General features: G+C 48.2%; 13 protein-coding genes and 1 pseudogene. 4 read left to right on the forward strand and 10 right to left on the reverse strand.

Annotation, left to right across the window (positions count from 1 at the left end):
* Positions 1-104: 104 nt before the first annotated feature.
* The 5 genes from H9625_RS09785 to H9625_RS09805 all read right to left on the reverse strand — a co-directional run bounded on the left by H9625_RS09785 (position 105) and on the right by H9625_RS09805 (position 5,729).
* Positions 105-1,763: an AMP-binding protein gene (locus tag H9625_RS09785; RefSeq protein ID WP_022040198.1), complete on the reverse strand. Its 1,659-nt coding sequence runs from the start codon at positions 1,761-1,763 to the stop codon at positions 105-107.
* A 256-nt stretch (positions 1,764-2,019) separates the two neighbouring features.
* Positions 2,020-2,997, reverse strand: a complete 978-nt coding sequence (locus H9625_RS09790; protein WP_022040199.1) for a dihydroorotate dehydrogenase-like protein — start codon at positions 2,995-2,997, stop codon at positions 2,020-2,022.
* 44 nt (positions 2,998-3,041) lie between these two features.
* Entirely contained in the window at positions 3,042-3,710 is a 669-nt protein-coding gene (locus tag H9625_RS09795) for a YggS family pyridoxal phosphate-dependent enzyme (protein WP_022040200.1), read from the reverse strand.
* Between the two features lie 114 nt (positions 3,711-3,824).
* Positions 3,825-4,307, reverse strand: coding sequence for a DUF4494 domain-containing protein (locus H9625_RS09800; protein ID WP_087207283.1), 483 nt, complete (start codon positions 4,305-4,307; stop codon positions 3,825-3,827).
* 186 nt (positions 4,308-4,493) lie between these two features.
* The gene (locus H9625_RS09805) at positions 4,494-5,729 is read right to left on the reverse strand and encodes a fucose isomerase (RefSeq protein ID WP_191764122.1); all 1,236 of its coding nucleotides are present in this window, start codon (positions 5,727-5,729) and stop codon (positions 4,494-4,496) included.
* A 479-nt stretch (positions 5,730-6,208) separates the two neighbouring features.
* On the opposite strand from H9625_RS09805, the gene H9625_RS09810 reads away from it, so the two are divergent.
* Complete coding sequence (locus tag H9625_RS09810) at positions 6,209-7,411, forward strand: pyridoxal phosphate-dependent aminotransferase (RefSeq protein WP_022040203.1); 1,203 nt, start codon at positions 6,209-6,211, stop codon at positions 7,409-7,411.
* Positions 7,412-7,413: 2 nt separating this feature from the next.
* Positions 7,414-8,664: an ABC transporter permease gene (locus H9625_RS09815; RefSeq protein WP_191764124.1), complete on the forward strand. Its 1,251-nt coding sequence runs from the start codon at positions 7,414-7,416 to the stop codon at positions 8,662-8,664.
* A 143-nt stretch (positions 8,665-8,807) separates the two neighbouring features.
* Here the strand turns inward: H9625_RS09815 and H9625_RS09820 are convergent, their stop codons facing one another.
* The 4 genes from H9625_RS09820 to H9625_RS09835 form a co-directional block, all read right to left on the reverse strand.
* Positions 8,808-11,120, reverse strand: coding sequence for a DUF2264 domain-containing protein (locus H9625_RS09820; protein WP_191764126.1), 2,313 nt, complete (start codon positions 11,118-11,120; stop codon positions 8,808-8,810).
* Between the two features lie 119 nt (positions 11,121-11,239).
* Positions 11,240-12,520 (reverse strand): alpha-l-rhamnosidase, encoded by a 1,281-nt coding sequence (locus H9625_RS09825; protein ID WP_087250915.1) that lies wholly within the window; start codon positions 12,518-12,520, stop codon positions 11,240-11,242.
* Positions 12,521-12,540: 20 nt separating this feature from the next.
* Entirely contained in the window at positions 12,541-15,039 is a 2,499-nt protein-coding gene (locus H9625_RS09830; protein ID WP_191764127.1) for an alpha-L-arabinofuranosidase C-terminal domain-containing protein, read from the reverse strand.
* A 90-nt stretch (positions 15,040-15,129) separates the two neighbouring features.
* The gene (locus H9625_RS09835; protein ID WP_022040208.1) at positions 15,130-16,155 is read right to left on the reverse strand and encodes a glycoside hydrolase family 43 protein; all 1,026 of its coding nucleotides are present in this window, start codon (positions 16,153-16,155) and stop codon (positions 15,130-15,132) included.
* A gap of 364 nt (positions 16,156-16,519) precedes the next feature.
* On the opposite strand from H9625_RS09835, the gene H9625_RS09840 reads away from it, so the two are divergent.
* Entirely contained in the window at positions 16,520-18,103 is a 1,584-nt protein-coding gene (locus tag H9625_RS09840; protein WP_191764129.1) for an ATP-binding protein, read from the forward strand.
* Here H9625_RS09840 and H9625_RS09845 read toward each other — a convergent pair.
* Positions 18,100-18,222, reverse strand: a pseudogene (locus H9625_RS09845) (energy transducer TonB); the annotation flags it as partial. The gene H9625_RS09840 and the pseudogene H9625_RS09845 overlap by 4 nt on opposite strands.
* A 242-nt stretch (positions 18,223-18,464) precedes the next feature.
* On the opposite strand from H9625_RS09845, the gene H9625_RS09850 reads away from it, so the two are divergent.
* Positions 18,465-19,041, forward strand: a 577-nt coding sequence (locus H9625_RS09850; RefSeq protein WP_191764131.1) for an AAA family ATPase, incomplete at its 3' end; no start/stop codon positions are given.

Genomic DNA, 19,041 nt, shown 5'->3' on the forward strand with positions numbered 1-19,041 from the left:
AGTATACAGTTGCGGAGAAAACCGGACGTTGAAAAATAAAAACCTCCGTGTGAATCTGCATACTCCGTGATGAGAATAAATGACATACATTGAATCCGTTCTCTTTACTTGACTTCCTGATACAGGAAACGCTTGATACTTTTCTTCGGGGTTTTCTCAAATTCCTCGGGATAGATGCGTACGGCGGCTATCTGCGAGTACGAAGGGAGGGCGGCGTTCAGCATCGTCCGGTTTTCTTCCATTTTTGCTTCAATGTCTTGGTCGGTCATCCCCTGAGCATAGGCAGCTTCAAAGTCAGGATATATCAAGGCTGCCAGCCGGTTGTCGCGTTGTTGGATGACGATGCATTCTGCTACGAACGGAAGGTTGTTCAGTTGTTCCTCGATTTCTTCCGGGTAGATGTTCTGTCCTGACGGACCGAGCAACATGTTCTTGCTCCGTCCCTTAATAAAGAGATTGCCTTCTGCATCGATGATGCCTAAATCGCCCGTATGTAGCCATCCGTCCTTATCAATTGCCTGGGCGGTAGATTCGGGGTTCTTGTAGTAACCTAACATTACGTTGTCACCCCGCACCAGAATTTCGCCCACCGTATAATGTGGTTCGGGGCTATCGATACGTATTTCCATCCGTGGCGCAGCTTTTCCACATGAGCCTGGGCGGAATCGTTTCCAGTCTTCGTAACTAATGATGGGACCACATTCTGTCATTCCGTAGCCTACGGTGTAGGGGAAATCCAGCCCTTTCAGGAAAGTTTCCACTTCACTGTTGAAAGCGGCGCCGCCTACGATGATTTCGTAGAACTGTCCTCCGAATCCCTTCACCAGTTGTTCACGGATGGCTTCGTTTATCTTTCCGTTGATGATGGGGAGTTTCATGAGCATTTTCATCTTGAGTGTTTCAGTTTTTGGCTGTACACCTTTTTTGATGATTTTCTCGATGATGAGCGGCACGGCAATAACGATGTGTGGCTTCACGTCAGTAAATGCCTGAGCGATGATTTTCGGACTGGGCATACGCGTGAGAAAGAATACGTGGCACCCGGCGCATAACTCGTAAAGAAACTCGAAAGCCAACCCATACATGTGCGCCATAGGAAGCATTGACACTACGCGGTTACCCGGCTGGAGGGGAAGTACTTCGAAGGCGAACTGGGTGTTCGACCAAAGTGAGCGGTAGGGTAGCATAACTCCTTTTGAGAAGCTGGTAGTACCTGATGTGTAGTTGATTACTGCTAGTTCTTCTTCCGCATCGCGACGGTAGGTCACGTGTTCGCGGCGGAAATTGCGGGGATATTTCTTACCGAACAGCTCGTTCAAGTGCTCGCGTGCGTATTCCAGTTGTTTGCTCCGGCATACCAGCAGGGTGAAGTCGGTCATCAGAATGATGCCTTCCAGCCGGGGCATCTCAGCTTCGTTGAGGCTTTCCCATGCCATGTCACCCACAAAGAGCAGACGCGCGTCCGAATGGTTGACGATGTTATGGATATTGTCTGCCTTGAATTCGTGGAGGATAGGTACTGCCACTGCGCCGTAGGTCAGTGTGGCGAGGAATGCCACTCCCCAGTGCGAACTGTTCCTGCCGCAGATGGCCACCTTGTCGCCGGCCTGTATGCCGCTTTCCTTTAGCAGGATATGCAGCTTTTCTATTTTTCGTGCCAGATCCTTATATTGCAGGGTGGCACCTTTGTAATCGGTCAGCGCATCAAGATCCCAGTTCGTTTTGATGCTCTGCTCTATGAGCGCTAAGAAACTTTTTTCCATAATTAGGGTATATTGGTTGCACAACTCGTGCGATATTGTGCAAATATATCCTTTTATTCTTACCTGTGCAATGATACGGGCGTTTTCTTTGCAAAATATGTGTTTCCCTGCGTCATCGTGACTTCAAGCATGCATTTTGATGAACATAAGTGAGTTGGCCGTTTCACATAAGTAAGTCGGGCGTTTCACATAAGTGAGTCAGTCTTATCACTTATGTTCGTTTAAGGGGGCTTTTGACGATTTGTCCTGAATTTATTTATTCGTGGTGTTCGCTGTAATATTTCATAAATTGCGTGCGCTCGAAAGGATTGATGTCGCCTGCCACTTGTGCGTTGAGTTTGCCTTTGTATTGCGCCAGCGTATCAAAACCTTTGTTGTCCATCCATTGTGACAATTCATCAAGCATGGTAGCGATGACAGGGGTACCATGACGGTATACAGCCGTACAGACTTCAGCGGCTGCAGCTCCTGCCAAGATTGACTTAGCGAGGCATTTCCCGTTGTGTACGCCTCCTGATATGGCGTAGTCTAGTTGGGGTACGGCAGCGGAAGCTATAGCGGTCCAACGCAGGCGGGAGGCTAGTTCGCCCGGCTGGCTCATCACATCGGTGCTACCGATGGTAAGTCGGTCGATGTCGATGTCGGGCTGGTAGAGCCTGTTGAATAAAACCACGGCATCTGCACCGTTAGCGTAGAGTTGGTCGATAAGAGTTACGGGATTGGTGAAGTTGTTTCCCAGTTTCATGATGACAGGTATTTTCACTTCCTTCTTCACACGGCGTAGAATGTTAAGGTGACGTTGTTCGAAGCTGCCGGGGATATAGTTCTTTTCGGTCTGTAGAGCGAGAATGTTGATTTCCAAAGCATCGGCGCCTGCCTGCTCCATCAGCACGGCAAAGTTGGTCCACTCCTGATCGCTGTAACAGTTGATGCTGGCTATAACGGGAATGGTGCAATGTTTTTTTGTTTCTTTCAGGAGGCTTATGTGCGCATCAAGCATGTGCGAACGGACGTAGGTGTTCAGATAATCGTCGGCTTCGGGTGAGCCATATCCATGAAGAGTTCCAGTCTGGGCATGGATTTGTTCTTCGAATACCGATTTCAGTACAACGGCTGCCGCACCAGCATTTTCCAGTTGTTTGATTTTGTCGGGGGTGTCGGTCAGTCCCGAACTGCTGATGATAACGGGGTTTTTCAGTTTCAGTCCCGCAAATGTGGTTTTCAGGTTTGCCATGGCTTTGTATAATTAGGTTAATGGATTGTTGGCAAGTTGTCAACTTAATAAACTCTTTCTCCGAATATTTTGGTGCCTACCCGCACCAGGGTTGTACCGTTTCGGAGAGCGATTTCATAATCGTGCGACATACCCATCGAGACTTCCTTAAAAGTCGGTTCTTCGGCGAAAAAAGCCTGTTTCCATTCATCGAACAAGTCTTTCAGGGTATGAAACTCGTGTGCTATCTGTTCCTCATCATCGGTGTTGGTCGCCATTCCCATCACACCGGCTATGCGGACGTGGTCCAGTTTTTTCCATTCACCTGCTTCCAGCATTTCCCGGCAAGCTTGGGGGGTGAATCCGTACTTGCTTTCTTCGCGTGCAATATGTATTTCGAGCAGACAGGGGATGACACGGTTATATTTTGCTGCCTGCTTGTTGATTTCCGCCAGCAGCTTATACGAGTCTACGGCTTGTATCAGGGCGATGTAAGGAGCGATATATTTCACCTTGTTGGTTTGCAGGTGCCCGATGAAATGCCATTCGATGTCATTGGGCAGTGTTTTCTGTTTTTCTGCCAGTTCTTGTTCCTTGCTTTCACCGAAGATGCGTTGCCCTGCTTCGTAGGCTTCGCGGATGGCTTCGGCGGGATGGAACTTGGATACCGCCACTAACCGTACGCCGTCGGGCAGTTCGGCAAGCACGTTTCGTAAATTTGTCTGGATGTCCATAAATAGATACGTTTATTAGAGTTTGTACGTTTTTTAGTTTTTAAGCTGAAGTATGTCAAAACTGATAAACTTACAAACTCAAAAACTAAAAAACAGGACATTTATAGGTCGTTTTTATCTTTTGTCAGCATCGGGAAACTCTGGCTTCACGTCAGGCTCTGCCGAGTAAGGGTATACATCCATGATAGCAGTTTCGGCGATGGATGCGATGACGTAATCCGCCATAGTGCCTTTCATGCCTTCATCGAGTTTTTTCACGGCATCGCGCAGGTCGGCCGCTTGTACCAACATGTTGGCAGATGTTTTCTTTTCCGCTCCGCTCTTTTCGTCAAGGGTGATAAAATAGAGCTTGCACTTGAACCAGCGGTCGGCGGCTTCTTCTTCAGAAGGGAAAAGTTCGCTGTAGTTTGCCCGCTTGATGTCGGCAACGGTAAATTCTCCACTGATGAACGGGGTTATTTCTTCGATGATGCGCGATTCGGCTTCTGTGAAGCTCAGCGCATCGACCAGATAGGGTTCTGTTACTTTCTTGTTCATGCCATTTTCTGCCACTTTCTCGTAGCGGATTTTGCATTCGAACCAATTATGCATCATAATTTATGTCTTTTTTCTGTTTTGAAGATGAATATATTTGTTTTCTTTTCGTGCAAAGGTACGCATAAATTTGATACGGTAATGCTTGGCGGGGTGTAAATTTATGGGTTGACGGAGTATCGGTTGGCAAGTTGACCAGGTTTTGGATAGCATTCAGAACCTTGTCAACCGATACCCTGTCTGCTGTGTTTAATCCCTCAGTTTACACCGGTTTTGTTGCATGAACTCCTGTATTATGTCGCAATAGTTCCCTTGAATGAGGATGTGGTGATTGCCCAGCGGATTTCTCAGGAAATACTCTACAGGCTTGCCCAGTTTTACCAGCAGTTGTGTGCGGCATAAAGAGATGATGTTGGTGTTTTCGGTCAGGTAGCCGGGCGACACATAATATTCGTCCAGACATTCGCTTCCACATTTGAATACGGTTACTTCTCCTTCGTGGAGGATGCCTTGTACAGCGATGCCCTTTTCGGTGTCGAAATGACTTCGGAGGATGAACCGTTCGGCCATTTTTGTACCGATGGTGTCGTGTGCCAACAATACTTCGTTCTTTTCAACATCGATGAACGATGGATTGGCGATGAAGCCCTGTTGTCCGGTTAGCACTTTCACCATCAGCAGAGTCATGATGGCTTGCAGGTCGCCTTCACTTCCGGCTGGTATGCCTTCATCATTCAAGAGTGCCACCGCCAGGCAGCCCGTACTTTTTAAATCCTGATACATCGAGAAACTGGAAAGGGTCACGGCATCCAGCTGGTATTTTTCGCATACTTGCTTGGTAGCATAATACAGACGCATTTCCCGGAGCAGGTCTTCAGGGGTGGTGTCTTGGCAGGCTTGGGCTCTGTTGGCAAGTATCGAGGCTTCCACGCCTACTTCTTCATCGGTGATGTCGTAATAGAGCTTGTACACTTCTTCGGCCGGTATGTCAATAAAATTTACTCCCCACCGGCGGTTGGTCAGCAGATAGTCGGCATGACTTGCCACTAGCCACGGGGCAGGTGTTCCTATCAGTCCGATGCGCTTTCCTTTCAGCTTGTGTTTGGCGGCAAAAGCCTGGTAATGAAACAATACTTGACGTACCATGTCGGATACTTTTCCGTAAATGATAGTCGCCCGCATGTCTTTTGTCCTTATCCAGGCTGCTATTTCGAGGGCTGCTGCCAGCGAATTGTTCTGTCCGTCGCTCAATATGGTGATGGGATAGGGGAATATGCTGAAGTTGCGGATTACGACATCTGCCACACATCCGTCGGCGATGAAAGGCATCTTGTAGGCTCCTGCCGGAATGTGGTCTACTTCGGTGTAGGGTACCAGATGGAGGGTGAAATGCTTCTCTAATGCCATGAAAAGTTCTTGATGGCACTTGTAAATTTGTTCCGCGCGGTAGTCTTCAGATGTGAATATGAGCAAATATAAATCCATAATCGTTAAGTTAAAACAGAAGAGATTATTAACGTGGACGAATATAGGGCTTTTTCCTGATAAGCGGGCAAACGGGCAAGGGCTTTTTATGTTTTTTGATAGAGTTTAGTGTCCTTTTATTCAAGGGCAGAAGTGAACTGCCTTTTTCTTTTTGAGGGGATACCTTTATCGTTTCAGTTGTCTTCATGGGCTGTAGCAACCAACTGAAATGCCTTATGAAGATATCTTCGTTTTGCACGCAGATAACTTCGTCTGGTGTAAGATTAATAATCTTCCGCTTGTAAGATTAATAATCTTGCAGCCTGAAGATTATTAATCTTACGGCGAATGATCCTTTATGTATAATGGGGCGGATACGGGTGTTCTTGTATTCAGTATTCAACCTCTTCCTGTCTAAAAAATAAAAAAACACGGTGTCTTTGTGTCTCTGTGTTCAAAAATAACTATCTTTGCGAGCACATTTAATAAAATTTGTATTTATGCCACATATATCCATCAGAGGAACAGAAATGCCCGAGTCGCCTATCCGGAAATTGGCGCCGTTGGCAGAAGCTGCGAAAGCGAGAGGAATCCACGTCTATCACCTGAACATTGGTCAGCCAGACCTTCCTACCCCGCGAGCGGCCCTTGATGCGATTCGCCATATCGACCGCACGGTGCTGGAGTATAGTCCGAGTCAGGGATATCGCAGCTATCGCGAGAAGCTGGTAGGCTATTACAAGAAATACGATATCCATTTGGATGCCGATGATATTATCGTCACCACAGGCGGGTCGGAAGCCGTATTGTTTGCTTTTCTGAGCTGTCTGAATCCGGGCGACGAAATCATTGTGCCCGAGCCGGCGTATGCCAATTACATGGCTTTTGCCATATCAGCAGGGGCGGTAATCCGTACGGTGACTACTACCATCGATGAAGGTTTTTCGTTGCCCAAGGTGGAGAAGTTCGAAGAGCTGATTAACGAACGGACGAAGGGTATTCTGATATGTAATCCCAATAATCCGACCGGCTATCTTTATACACGTCGCGAGATGAACCAAATTCGTGACCTGGTGAAGAAATACGACCTGTTTCTTTTTTCCGATGAAGTGTATCGCGAGTTTATCTATACCGGCTCTCCTTATATTTCTGCCTGTCACCTGGAGGGGATTGAGCAGAACGTGGTGCTGATAGACTCGGTGTCGAAACGCTATTCGGAGTGTGGCATCCGTATCGGTGCGTTGATTACGAAGAATGAAGAAGTGCGTAAGGCGGTGATGAAGTTCTGCCAGGCACGCTTGAGTCCTCCGCTCATCGGGCAGATAGCAGCCGAGGCTTCGCTCGACGAACCTGAAGAATATGCACGGGAAACGTACGATGAATACGTGGAACGCCGCAAATGTCTGATAGACGGGTTGAACCGCATACCGGGCGTATATTCTCCTATCCCGATGGGGGCATTCTATACCGTAGCAAAGCTTCCGGTGGATGATAGCGAGAAGTTCTGTGCATGGTGTCTGAGCGATTTCGATTACGAAGGCGAGACTGTGATGCTGGCTCCTGCTGCAGGGTTTTACACCACACCGGGGGCTGGAGTGAACGAGGTGCGTTTGGCATACGTCTTGAAGAAAGAAGACTTGCTCCGGGCGTTGTTTGTATTACGTAAGGCATTGGAGGCTTATCCCGGACGTGTAGACGACTAATCATGAACTGGAAGCTTTTCATAGCCCGCCGGATTTATCAGACCAAAGAAAAGGAAGGTGACCGGAATGTTTCGAAGCCTGCCGTACGCATTGCGATGGTGGGCATTGCCATCGGGCTTGCCGTGATGATTCTTTCGGTGGCAGTGGTTGTCGGCTTCAAGCATGAAGTGCGCGATAAGGTCATCGGGCTAGGGGCGGATATTCTGGTAACCAGTCTGGATGTAGTACAGTCGTATCAAGTCACTCCCGTGGTAGGTGACGATAGTCTGATATCGGCATTGGGAAAGATGCCGGGTGTAAAACATGTGCAGCGCTATGCCACCAAGCCGGGTATGATTATGACTTCCGATAATTTTCAGGGAATCGTATTGAAAGGTATCGGGCAAGAATATGACACGACGTTCCTCCACCGTCATTTGGAGGAAGGGCATATTCCCGCTTTTACCGATTCGGTTTCTTCCAATCAGGTGTTGGTTTCGAAAACGATAGCCGACCGTCTGGGGGTGAGAGTGGGAGACAAACTTTATACATATTATTTGGAAAACAATATTCGTGCCCGTCGGCTGACCGTAGCTGGTATCTATCAGACTAATTTTTCTTCATACGACGACCTTTTCCTGCTGACCGACCTTCGCACGGTGGAGCGGCTGAACAATTGGGAGCCTGGGCAGGTGGGTGGCTTGGAAATACAGGTGACCGATTATGACTTGCTAGATGAAACAAACGGGTATATACTGTCTTCACTCGATAAGAAGACCGACAAGTATGGAGGTCGTTATTATGCACAAACCATTGAAGAGGTATATCCGCAAATTTTCGCATGGCTCGACCTGCTTGACATCAACGTATGGGTTATTCTGGTCTTGATGGTTGGTGTGGCGGGTTTCACAATGATTTCAGGGTTGCTTATCATTATTCTGGAACGTACCAACATGATTGGTGTGCTGAAGGCATTGGGTGCAGACAATACTGCTATCCGTAAGGTTTTCCTTTCGTTTGCCGTGTTCCTTATCCGGAAAGGGATGTTGTGGGGAAATGTCATTGCCCTGACCTGTTGTGCCGTGCAGTATTTTTTCCGTCCTGTCAGGCTCGACCCTGCGGTATATTACATCGATGCCGTCCCTATAGAGTTGAATCTATGGATATGGTTGTTACTCAATGCCGGTACGCTGGTAGTATCGGTTCTGATGCTGGTGGGACCTTCTTACCTGATTAGCCGTATCCATCCGGCACGTTCCATCCGTTTCGAATAATATATATGGTGTACGGTAATTGTCTCATGGCATACAGATGACCCGGAAAGGCATAGAGAAACACAGAAGAGTAAATGAAAATCTGTGTCCGTATACGCCTTTCCGGGTCATTTGCCTGTTATGATGGTTGACATGTCTCCCAATCAATAAAGGTCTCTTGTTACGATGTCATCGCTCCAATGATGGTCCTTCGGGAAGGGTTGGCCGCTCCATGCTTTCTTGCTGGTCCAGTCTTGCGGAGCATCTGTCCAGAAGGCATCGCTTGCCGGAAGTCCCAGCGGAAGGAAGGCGAGCGAGGTCATATACAAGCTTCCGTTATTCGTGTACCAGTCGGCTACGTTAGGTTGGCGTCCGGTAAATCCGATGGTAAGGAATCCGCCTTCATTAAAGTTATCCCCATTGGCAAACATACGCTTCAGTACGGCAGTAAGTCCGCAACGCACTTGGGCTGGAGTGACACTGGCTGGTAATTCACGGTACCATGCCATCAGAGCCAAAGGTTGCATCGTAGCCATGCGGTAAGGGATAGAACGGCCGAAGACTGGGAAGGTTCCTTCGGGCGAGATAAACCGTTCCAGTACCAGGCTGTACTTTTGCGCACGTTTCAGTGCACGGCGGTAATACTTCGGATAGTCAAGGCGTGAATGTTTATTGGCGTCAATCAGTGCATCAAGGGTTTCGAGGTACATAGGGTGGAATACATAGCTGCTATAATAGTCGAAGGCAAATGAAGGTCCGTCGGCATACCAGCCGTCGCCTGTATACCATTCTTCTACCTTGCGGATGGCAGAATTGATGCGGTAGATATCAAAAGGTGCACCGGCCTTGGCGAGGAAACTCTCGATAGTAGCTGAGAAGAGCAGCCAGTTGGTATAAGGCGGGTCGATACGCCGAAGCTGGGTAAACTCTTCGATGTAACGTTTCTTCGTAGTTTCATCAAGTGGCATCCAAAGCTGGTCGAAGGCACGGAGGAAACTTTCTGCCACGTATGCGGCATCCACTAGCGGCTGACCTTCGTTGCGCCATAAGAGATAGTCGGGCGAATCAGGGTCGACTGCATGAACGTAGCTCTGCAATGCCCATTCACGCAACTGCTTGCGCATGGCTCCTTCTTCGGTCTCATCATCGGGCAGGGCAAGCCATGGGGCAATGCCTGCCATCAGGCGTCCGAAACATTCCATATAAGTGACTCGCTTGTCGCGTCCGTCCCAGGTAGGACTGACTTCCACTTGCATGTTTTTCTGCAGTTCCTCTTTTGCCATGTTGCTTAATACAGGAGCTGCCATGTCATAAGCCAGCTTACACCAGTAAGCACGGTCGGGCTGGCTTCCAGCTTCCAGATAGCGTACGTACTCGCATGCCGCCAGCAGGAAAGCTCCTACACCGAAATTGGCGGTAGACTTGGCATCGACCACCTGTCCGGGTATCGCCTTTTCACCAATGGGTTGCACGTAACCTACTGAACCGTCTTTTTGTAATGCGGTTTCTGATAGATACGTCCATGCCTTGCTAATGACAGGCATGTAGGTGGTTTCGTCCAGATAACCATGGTTTACTCCCCATAATAGTCCGTAGGTAAAGAAAGCTGTACCGCTGGTCTCAGGTCCGGGAGCATGTTCGGGGTCCATCATGCTGCGTGTCCAGTATCCTTCGGGTTGTTGGATTGCTGCTACCGCTTGTGCCATCTTTTGGTATTTTTCTATAAAGAACCTGCGGTGTGCATAGTCGGCGGGTAAGTCCTTTAACACTTTCGCCAGTCCGGCCAATACCCATCCGTCGCCCCGTGCCCAAAAGTCTTTTTTCCCGTTCAGGCTTTTATGTTTGGGATAGACGTATTTAGCATCGCGGTAATACAGGTTCTCTTCGGGGTCGAACATGATACTGTCTGAGTAGGTGATGTATTCGTACAGCTTGTCCAAGTACAGTGGGTTATGGGTCAGCTTGTAGAGTTTGGTCATGACGGGCATCACCATGTACAGTCCGTCGCTCCACCACCAGTAGTCATGCCGGGGGGTACTCATTTCATATTCCATTACCTCACGGGCGCGGCGTATCTTCCGGTCGTCTGGGTCGAGCTGGTATAGGTCGATGTAAGTTTGGAAACACACTTGCCAGTCACCGAAGAGCACATACTCATCAGTCTCGCCATACGAATATTTCCATGTGGAGCGGTTGTTGCTTTTTGCTCCTTTCCATTCATTATGTGTAGCCCATGCTTCGGAATAAGCTCGATAAGCAGGGTTTCCGGTCAGGTAATAAGCTTCCATATTGCCAGTATGGTAGGCGGCATTGTCCCAAAAGGCACGTACTTCGGGCGGATTTTTCGCTTGCCAGTGCTGATTCACTTTGTCGATAATTTGGCGCACCTTCTCTGCCTCAGAGGGCTTGGCGAAAGCGCAAGTAAGGGGTAAGAGGGCGAGTAGGCATGCCCTAGCCAACAGGTAAAGTTTTTTCATGGGTCTTATTATTTTTATGGTTAGTGTTTGATTGAGGTATCGGTTGACAAGAAGACAAGGTCTTAAATGCTTGCTTGAAGTTTTTTACACTCGTCTGCTTGTCAACTTGTAGCCTGCGTTCATTCCAATTCCAGTACATATACCGGTGTAGGAGCCTGGTCGACGGTTTTCTCTCCATCACCCTGGTAGGTGACCTGTACGAAGAGATGCAATTGTTTCCGGCTTTTCCAAAGCTCAGTGTCCAGGCTTGGTTCCCAGGCTTCTACCGGAAAGTCGGTCAGGTCTTTCACTTGCCAGTCATCTTGCTTCAAATCATCGGTGTATGCCATTGAGACTTTGCTTCCTCTTTCTGCATCACGGAAAATAAAGTAAGCCTTGTTTCCGTCTACTACAATGCGCGGGCGTGAAACCGGAATCATCTTGGTTCCTCCACCTTTCAGGGAAAAGGCCAGCTTGCGATGCATCACTTCACGCATGTTCCAGCGGGTACCGTCGTTCCATACCACTCGGTATTGCGGTACTTCCGAGGTGGCATCACGCCAATAAGTGACGATGTAAGGATGTCCTTCGGCATCGGTACACATGCTGGTCTGGTTTATCAGTTCACTGTTCTGAGGAATATGCCAGGCACATTCGGCATTTGATTCGCGGATGGGTAGGGTATATGCATCTCCTGTCGACTTGTACCAGGTTTTTCCTTTGTCGGGCGAATAGGCATAACACAGGTCGTGGTTGGTTTCTACCATCCAGGTTTCGCGCCATACCCACGAGAGGTGTATTGTGCCTTTCGTATCTACATAGAGTTGCCAGTAAGCATTACGCTTGCCTTCACCGTCAATCAGGACATCCTGTATCCGTTCCCACCGGCGTGTCGTCACGTCGTATAGGTTCATGATAAGATTGCCTCGTCCCGATGCTCCGGAGCGATAGACGAATATCAAGTTCCCGTCGGGCATACGGTAAAACTCCGGATAAGTCACGTCTTGTTCATCGGTACCCGTCATGGATTCCTTGTCACCTAGTTCCAGCGAGCCGGGTTTTATGCTTCGGCAATAATTGAGCGGATGCCCGTGATGGTCGAAGGCTACATGCAGGTATCCTTTTCCGTCCACCATCAGGCTGATGATGTTGTGTGCGTCTTCCACATTTCCCTTATATTGGGAACGGTGCAAAGTCCATTCGGTATCACCCAGTGTACGTTTGCCCAGCATCAGGTATCCGTCGGGGGCGTAATAGGCGATGTATTGCGTATTGCCTTGGGTCACCAGCGAATTGTTGCGGAACACCGTGGTGTTGACCGATGTATTGCTATATCCTTCGCCTACCCTCACCAACTGCTGGGCACAGATGGTGCTGGAAACGAAAAGAAGTATCCACAAAATGAATGTTTGCTGTTTCATGATTTCATTTACATTTACCATTATTTCTCGGTTCCCATCGGGATACGGATGACGTTCAGCGAGTATGCTGGCATTTGGTATGCGAATGCATTGTTTACCTCCAGCGTACTTTCTGTAGGTTTTGCCTGTTTGTCATCAGGCTTGCCTGAAAGCATGTACAAGGTTGCCGTTTTTCCATCAATACCTGCCGGAAGGTTTACTTGGGTATTCACCGTTACAGGCAAGAGGTTGACTAGCTTCACGATGATATCTCCTGTGCGGCTATCACGTACTACCGATGAGGCGATGCGTTTATTCACATCAGCGCGTGGATTATCTGTACGGTTTTCCGAAGGCAAGTAACTGTCGCCTGTATGTTGTCCGTAAAGCAGCTGGGTATAATAGCCCACCGTAGGCTTCACTTCCTGGTTGTTGAAGTAAATTAGGTCAGGGTTCCATTGGGTGTGTCCTTCCTTTGCCAGCAGCGGAGCGTATGATGACATCTGTACTACATCGCCGTTCCGTTCTACCGAAGTGAGGTAAAGCGCTTCGGCAAGTGCTGTCTCGATGTTGTTGGGACGTCCAAGCAAGTGCGCGGCATATTCTCCCAGATAAACTTTCGGTTTCGAGCGGTCGTAGCGGTCGTAAAAGTCCTGGTTGTTGATAAACCATCCTGGTGTGTTGTAGTAATGTTCGTCCACCATCGGCACGTTGAGGCGAGTGGCAAGTTCCCAGCCTTCCTCATAGTCAGATCCTTCGTAGAATGGTCCTACCGTACCGATGACGGTCACTTCGGGATATTGTTTCTTTACAGCCTCGTATATCATCGTAAAGCGTTCCTCGAATATGTCGGTTATCAGGTCTTCGTTGCCGATGCCGATGTATTTCAGGTTGAACGGTTCGGGATGTCCGGCTTCGGCACGCATTTTTGCCCACTTGTTGGTTTGGGGATCACCGTTAGCATATTCAATCAGGTCAAGTATGTCTTGCACGTAGGCATCCATTTCTTCCATCGGGATACCTCCTTGCTGGCCTCCGCTCAAGAGCTTGCCCGGGATACATGCCGAGTTCTGGCAGGGTACGCCGGCAGCTACTACCGGAACGGGTTCGGCTCCCATATCCTCGCAGAACTGGAAATATTCGAAATAACCCAATCCGCGTGTCTGGTGATAACCCCATAAGTTGCGCAGAGGCTTGCGGGCTTCCAGCGGACCGATAGAACCTTTCCAGTCGTAAATGTTGGCAATACCGTTTCCATGAGCTACACATCCACCCGGAAAACGTACGAAACGTGGATGAAGGTCGGCTATAGCCTGTGCCAGGTCGGCACGAAGCCCGTTTGTATGCCCGTGGAACGTGTGTTGTGGGAAGAGCGAAATCATGTCCAGTTCATACGTACCGGCTTGCTGGGGTATCAGTGCCAGTGAGCCTGCATTGACATCTGCGTTCACCTTCAGCACTGCCTGTTGCTTCTTCCAGTTTGCCGAGGTGATTTTCACCGAAGTCCTTGCTACTTCTTTTCCGTCCTTATCCAGTAGCAGTACATGTATTTTGCCTCCCTTTTTGCCTGCCGGTATCCGTCCGAACAAAGAGAAGTCGTATTTTTCACCTTTCTTTAATACAATGCCGTCGTAGCCTGTGTTTTTCAGCATTACTCCCGGCTGGTGTATGTCGAGTATGGCATAATGAGGATTGTTGGCGTGTATCGGTTCGGTACCGGCCTCTACTGTAAATTTTCCACCATCACCCTCCAGGGTCCAGGCATACGCTCCGTTCCATTCTTTCCGGTCGGCAGACGAATATTCGAAGTCCCGGTTCTGTATCAGCTCGGCATAAAGTCCTCCGTCGGCTCCATAGTTGATGTCCTCAAAAAATACACCTATTAATTTATCGCTGATGGGGCGTGCCTTGTCAGGATGTACATCTACTTGCAGGTTCACTTCTTTCAGTCCGGCAAAGCGTTCGGCATCTTGTACAGTCTGCTCACCTTCCATTCTTGCTTTATTGGCACGATAGCTTGCAAACCGAATCAGGTGATCCACTTCCGTCCAGGCGGCTTTCTGCACATAGCCTTGTTGCAGGGTACCTTCTACCCATACACTTGCAGGTTGCTCATGGCCGGCAGGAGTAAATTCCGGTTTTATTTGTCTTTCGTTCCCTTTTAGGAAATACGTCTGGCGTTTCCAGTCGGTCAGGTCGGCAGATGCTGCATGTGCCAGTTCTTTTCCCTCTTCATTCAATTGCCATACGCAATGCCATTTGCCATCTGTTCCCCGCATGAGATGTGGGCGAATCATTCTTTTTTCCGAGCCCCATGCTCCATAGTCGCTCTTTACATAGCCATAACCGTCGCCCACGCTGTACCAGCGTTCAGTATCCCGGCTCCACGCCAGTTTCAGTCCGCTACGTCCGGCATCAGAGGCTGTAGCATACGAGAAAATATAAACCGAGTCAAGCCGGTTTGCTACGTCTTGTGCATAAGACATATCCGGCAAAAAGCATAACGCTGCCCCTAAAGCAACCCAGTGTTTCCATTTCATGTTACCAAAAGTTTAAATTGTTTGACAGGTCTTTTCCTGCGAAGATACGGTTATTCCGGCAGAATTCCTAAGTAAACAGGCAAAAACTTGTCATTTGCCAAATACGTCCAATGTCCACTCTTTGCGCCAGGGAATCGTAACCTTTCCGTCCTTGAATACAATTGGAAGCCATACATAGCGCGAGTTGCGCAGATCCGTTTTGTTCCACCGGTCGAACATCGCGATATAAGCATCTTTCTTGCCGGCTACTGGCATTACGAATGTACTTTGGGCATAAAATGTCTTTTCGGCGTCCGGTCCTGTACACGGATTACCGATGGTTTTCCATTCACCCATAATGGAGTCCGCTACGGCTATTTCTGCTACATTCGGGTCCCAACCTGTACATCCCGATGTAATCAGATAATATTTTCCATCGTGCTTGAATACAGCCGGAGCCTCGCGCGACATGCCGATAAAGTTACGTGTAAAACGTCCCGAAGGTTTCAGATAATCATCGGTAAGGAGGCTGATATACATCGTTGCGTTGTTTTCCGAAGAATAAAACTGATAGGCACGTCCGTCATCGTCTACAAACACGGTCTGGTCGCGGCTCATCGCATCGTTGGGGCGGAAACTGCCTAAATAAGTAAATGTTCCCGTAGGCGAATCGGATACTGCTACACCGGCACTTGCCTTGCCATAATCGGCACTGTCTACGTGCATCCACATCACAAACTTTCCCGTCTTTCGGTTATAGATAACCTTCGGGCGTTCCAATACCTTCGATGGATGCAGGTCGTGGTTAGGGTCATCTTTTACCGAAGGCAGTACGATACCCTCGAATTTCCAGTTCATCAGGTCTTTCGATGAATAACATCCCACTCCTGTCACATCCGTACGGTAGCATTCCCACGTAGCTCCTTCGGGCAAAATGGTCTTTCCTTTCTTGTATTCTCCATACCAATAGTATGTACCGTTGTGGTAAAGAATGCCTCCACCGTGTGCATTGATATAGTTTCCTTCCGTATCGTTCCATACTTCTCCAGGACGGAACTCTGTGTATTGTGCTTTACCCACCAGTGGGAAAGCCAGGAACAAGCTTATGATTCCAGCAATCAAAAATGTTTTTTTCATGGTCGTATGTTTTTTATAAAAAAATGTCACACAAAGATAGGTTTTCCCATTGAGAAAGTAAGGCAAAAAAATAAGCAAAAAAGATGGAAAAATCTGCAATCTGTATTTTTTGCCCCTGAATGTTCCATTAGAATGCGCAAATACATGGCGTGAGAATATCCGTAGGTGTAAACAGTCTCCAGGAAATGCTTCTTGGTAATTCCTGATTAGTCTGATTGCGTACATTCAGAAACTGTTTCGAATTTATTGTCCAAAGCGCATACGAAAACGAACACATCAAGCCAAGAAAAACTTTTTGTAGAAATTAAAAGCTGTTTCTAAAATATTCTCACTATTTTTGTGCTATACCAATAAGCCATACGATATGAAATACCCGATAGGCATCCAGAGCTTTGCACAGATAAGAGAGGACCACTACACGTATGTAGACAAAACCGCCCTGATATACCAGCTGGTATCAACAGGGAAGATTTATTTCCTCAGCCGTCCGAGGCGGTTCGGGAAAAGCCTGCTTGTGTCTACCCTGAAGAACTATTTCTCAGGTAGGAAAGAGCTGTTCAAGGGGCTTGCCATCGAGAAGCTGGAAACGGAATGGAGGGAATATCCCGTATTCCATATCGACTTCAACGGAAGCAACTTCACCGTTCCGGGAACGTTGGAAAAGAAACTGGAAGGATACATTGCCGGTTGGGAAGCCCAATACGGGAAAAGCACTTATCTGACGGATGTGGGAGACCGCTTTGCTTACGTGCTCAAACAAGCCCATGAGCAATCGGGAAGACGGTGCGTGGTGTTGATTGACGAATACGACAAGCCTATCCTGGACGTGCTTGATACGGGCATTAAGGGAGAACAGGAGGAAATGCTGCTGGAGGACCGGAACCGGGAAGTGCTGAAAGGATTCTATTCGGTATTCAAGGCTGCGGACGATGACCTGCAGTTCGTCTTGCTTACGGGGGTTACCAAGTTCTCGCAGGTAAGCGTGTTCAGCGGTTTCAACCAGCCTGCAGACATCAGCATGGACATACGCTATGAAGCCCTGTGCGGTATCACCCAGGAAGAACTGGAACACTACTTTGCCGGTCCGATAAGTGATATGGCAGACAGGGAAGGCATATCCAAGGAAGAAATGACCGGTCTGCTCAAACGCCAGTACGACGGATATCATTTCAGTGAGAAGATGACCGATGTCTACAATCCTTTCAGCCTGCTCAATGCTTTTGCTTCCGGCTCTATCCGTGATTACTGGTTCCGTAGCGGTACGCCTTCATACCTAATCCGCCTGCTTGCGCATACCGATGAGAACCTGGATGAACTGACCGGAAAATATTACGACCCGCAGGAGTTTATCGACTATAAGGCAAACGTAGAAAAACCGTTGCCGATGATTTACCAGAGCGGGTATCTCACTATCAAAGGTTATGACCGCGATTTCGGGACATTCCTGCTCGACTTCCCCAACAACGAAGTCAAGAAAGGATTTGTGGCATTGATTGCTTCAGATTATTTGAAGCCCCGGCAAGAAATGGGCAGTTGGGTGCGTAATGTGGTCCTATCTTTGCGCAGAGGAGAATTGGAGAAATTAAACAAGCTGTTCACCTCCTTCCTTGCCGACATCCCCTACACCATGCGTCGCAAGCAGGACGAGAGGGAAAGGGAGCGTTATTTCCACTATACGTTCTACCTGATATTCCGTTTGGTCAGCGTCTATACGGTCTATACCGAAAAGGAACAGAGCGAAGGACGGGTGGACTGCATCGTAGAGACACCCGATTACGTCTACATTTTCGAGTTCAAACTGGACGGTTCGGCAGACGAAGCCCTAAAGCAGATAGAAGAAAAAGGCTACGCACGCCCGTATGCTTCCGACAGGCGACTTATCTATAAAATAGGTTCCAGCTTCTCTTCACAGACCGGGACCATTGACGACTGGAAGATTCAAGGCTAATCTTCCAGACGGAACTCTGCCATTAACAGAATCTTTTCACGATTATCCCCAATCGTGATTTCTTTGAAATAACGGTAACGTCCGGGTTTGTTGGGATGCACATCGGGATAAAGGTGGGCAGTAAGCTTTTCCGTTTCCACAGGTGAGGATTTTACCACCAATGTATCCGAAGAATCGATTCCTCGCATTTGCCTGCCTCCGCACCCGGTCAAAACCAATAACACAAACCATATCAATGTATTTACTCTCATAGCCTATCCATAACTCCATGCCCCAATATACGAAAAATTCTGCGTCCCTAATAAATTTGGCAATATAAAATATTCTCACTATTTTTGTGCTATACCAATAAGCATACGATATGAAATACCCGATAGGCATCCAGAGCTTTGCACAGATAAGAGAGGACCACTACACGTATGTAGACAAAACCGCCCTGATATACCAGCTGGTATCAACAGGGAAGATTTATTTCCTCAGCCGTCCGCGCAGGTTCGGGAAAAGCCTGCTTGTATCTACTTTGAAAAATTATTTCTTAGGCAAGAAAGAGCTGTTCAAAGGACTTGCCATCGAGAAACTGGAAACGGAATGGAGGGAATATCCCGTATTCCACATCGACTTCAACGGAAGCAACTTCACCGTTCCGGGTACATTGGAAGATATACTGGAGGGCACCATAAAAGGTTGGGAACGGGAATACGGAAAGAGCCAGGACTATACGGATATTGGGAAACGTTTTGCCTACGTGCTCAAACAAGCCCATGAGCAATCGGGAAGACGGTGCGTGGTGTTGATTGACGAATACGACAAGCCTATCCTGGACGTGCTTGATACGGGCATTAAGGGAGAACAGGAGGAAATGCTGCTGGAGGACCGGAACCGGGAAGTGCTGAAAGGATTCTATTCGGTATTCAAGGCTGCGGACGATGACCTGCAGT

The sequence above is a fragment of the Phocaeicola intestinalis genome, assembly GCF_014837065.1.
Classification (GTDB): domain Bacteria; phylum Bacteroidota; class Bacteroidia; order Bacteroidales; family Bacteroidaceae; genus Phocaeicola; species Phocaeicola intestinalis.

Coding starts and splice junctions, on each gene's coding strand:
- H9625_RS09785 (WP_022040198.1), bottom strand. CDS start 1,763: ATGGAAAAAAGTTTCTTAGCGCTCATAGAGCAGAGCATCAAAACGAAC.
- H9625_RS09790 (WP_022040199.1), bottom strand. CDS start 2,997: ATGGCAAACCTGAAAACCACATTTGCGGGACTGAAACTGAAAAACCCC.
- H9625_RS09795 (WP_022040200.1), bottom strand. CDS start 3,710: ATGGACATCCAGACAAATTTACGAAACGTGCTTGCCGAACTGCCCGAC.
- H9625_RS09805 (WP_191764122.1), bottom strand. CDS start 5,729: ATGGATTTATATTTGCTCATATTCACATCTGAAGACTACCGCGCGGAA.
- H9625_RS09810 (WP_022040203.1), top strand. CDS start 6,209: ATGCCACATATATCCATCAGAGGAACAGAAATGCCCGAGTCGCCTATC.
- H9625_RS09815 (WP_191764124.1), top strand. CDS start 7,414: ATGAACTGGAAGCTTTTCATAGCCCGCCGGATTTATCAGACCAAAGAA.
- H9625_RS09820 (WP_191764126.1), bottom strand. CDS start 11,120: ATGAAAAAACTTTACCTGTTGGCTAGGGCATGCCTACTCGCCCTCTTA.
- H9625_RS09825 (WP_087250915.1), bottom strand. CDS start 12,520: ATGAAACAGCAAACATTCATTTTGTGGATACTTCTTTTCGTTTCCAGC.
- H9625_RS09830 (WP_191764127.1), bottom strand. CDS start 15,039: ATGAAATGGAAACACTGGGTTGCTTTAGGGGCAGCGTTATGCTTTTTG.
- H9625_RS09835 (WP_022040208.1), bottom strand. CDS start 16,155: ATGAAAAAAACATTTTTGATTGCTGGAATCATAAGCTTGTTCCTGGCT.
- H9625_RS09840 (WP_191764129.1), top strand. CDS start 16,520: ATGAAATACCCGATAGGCATCCAGAGCTTTGCACAGATAAGAGAGGAC.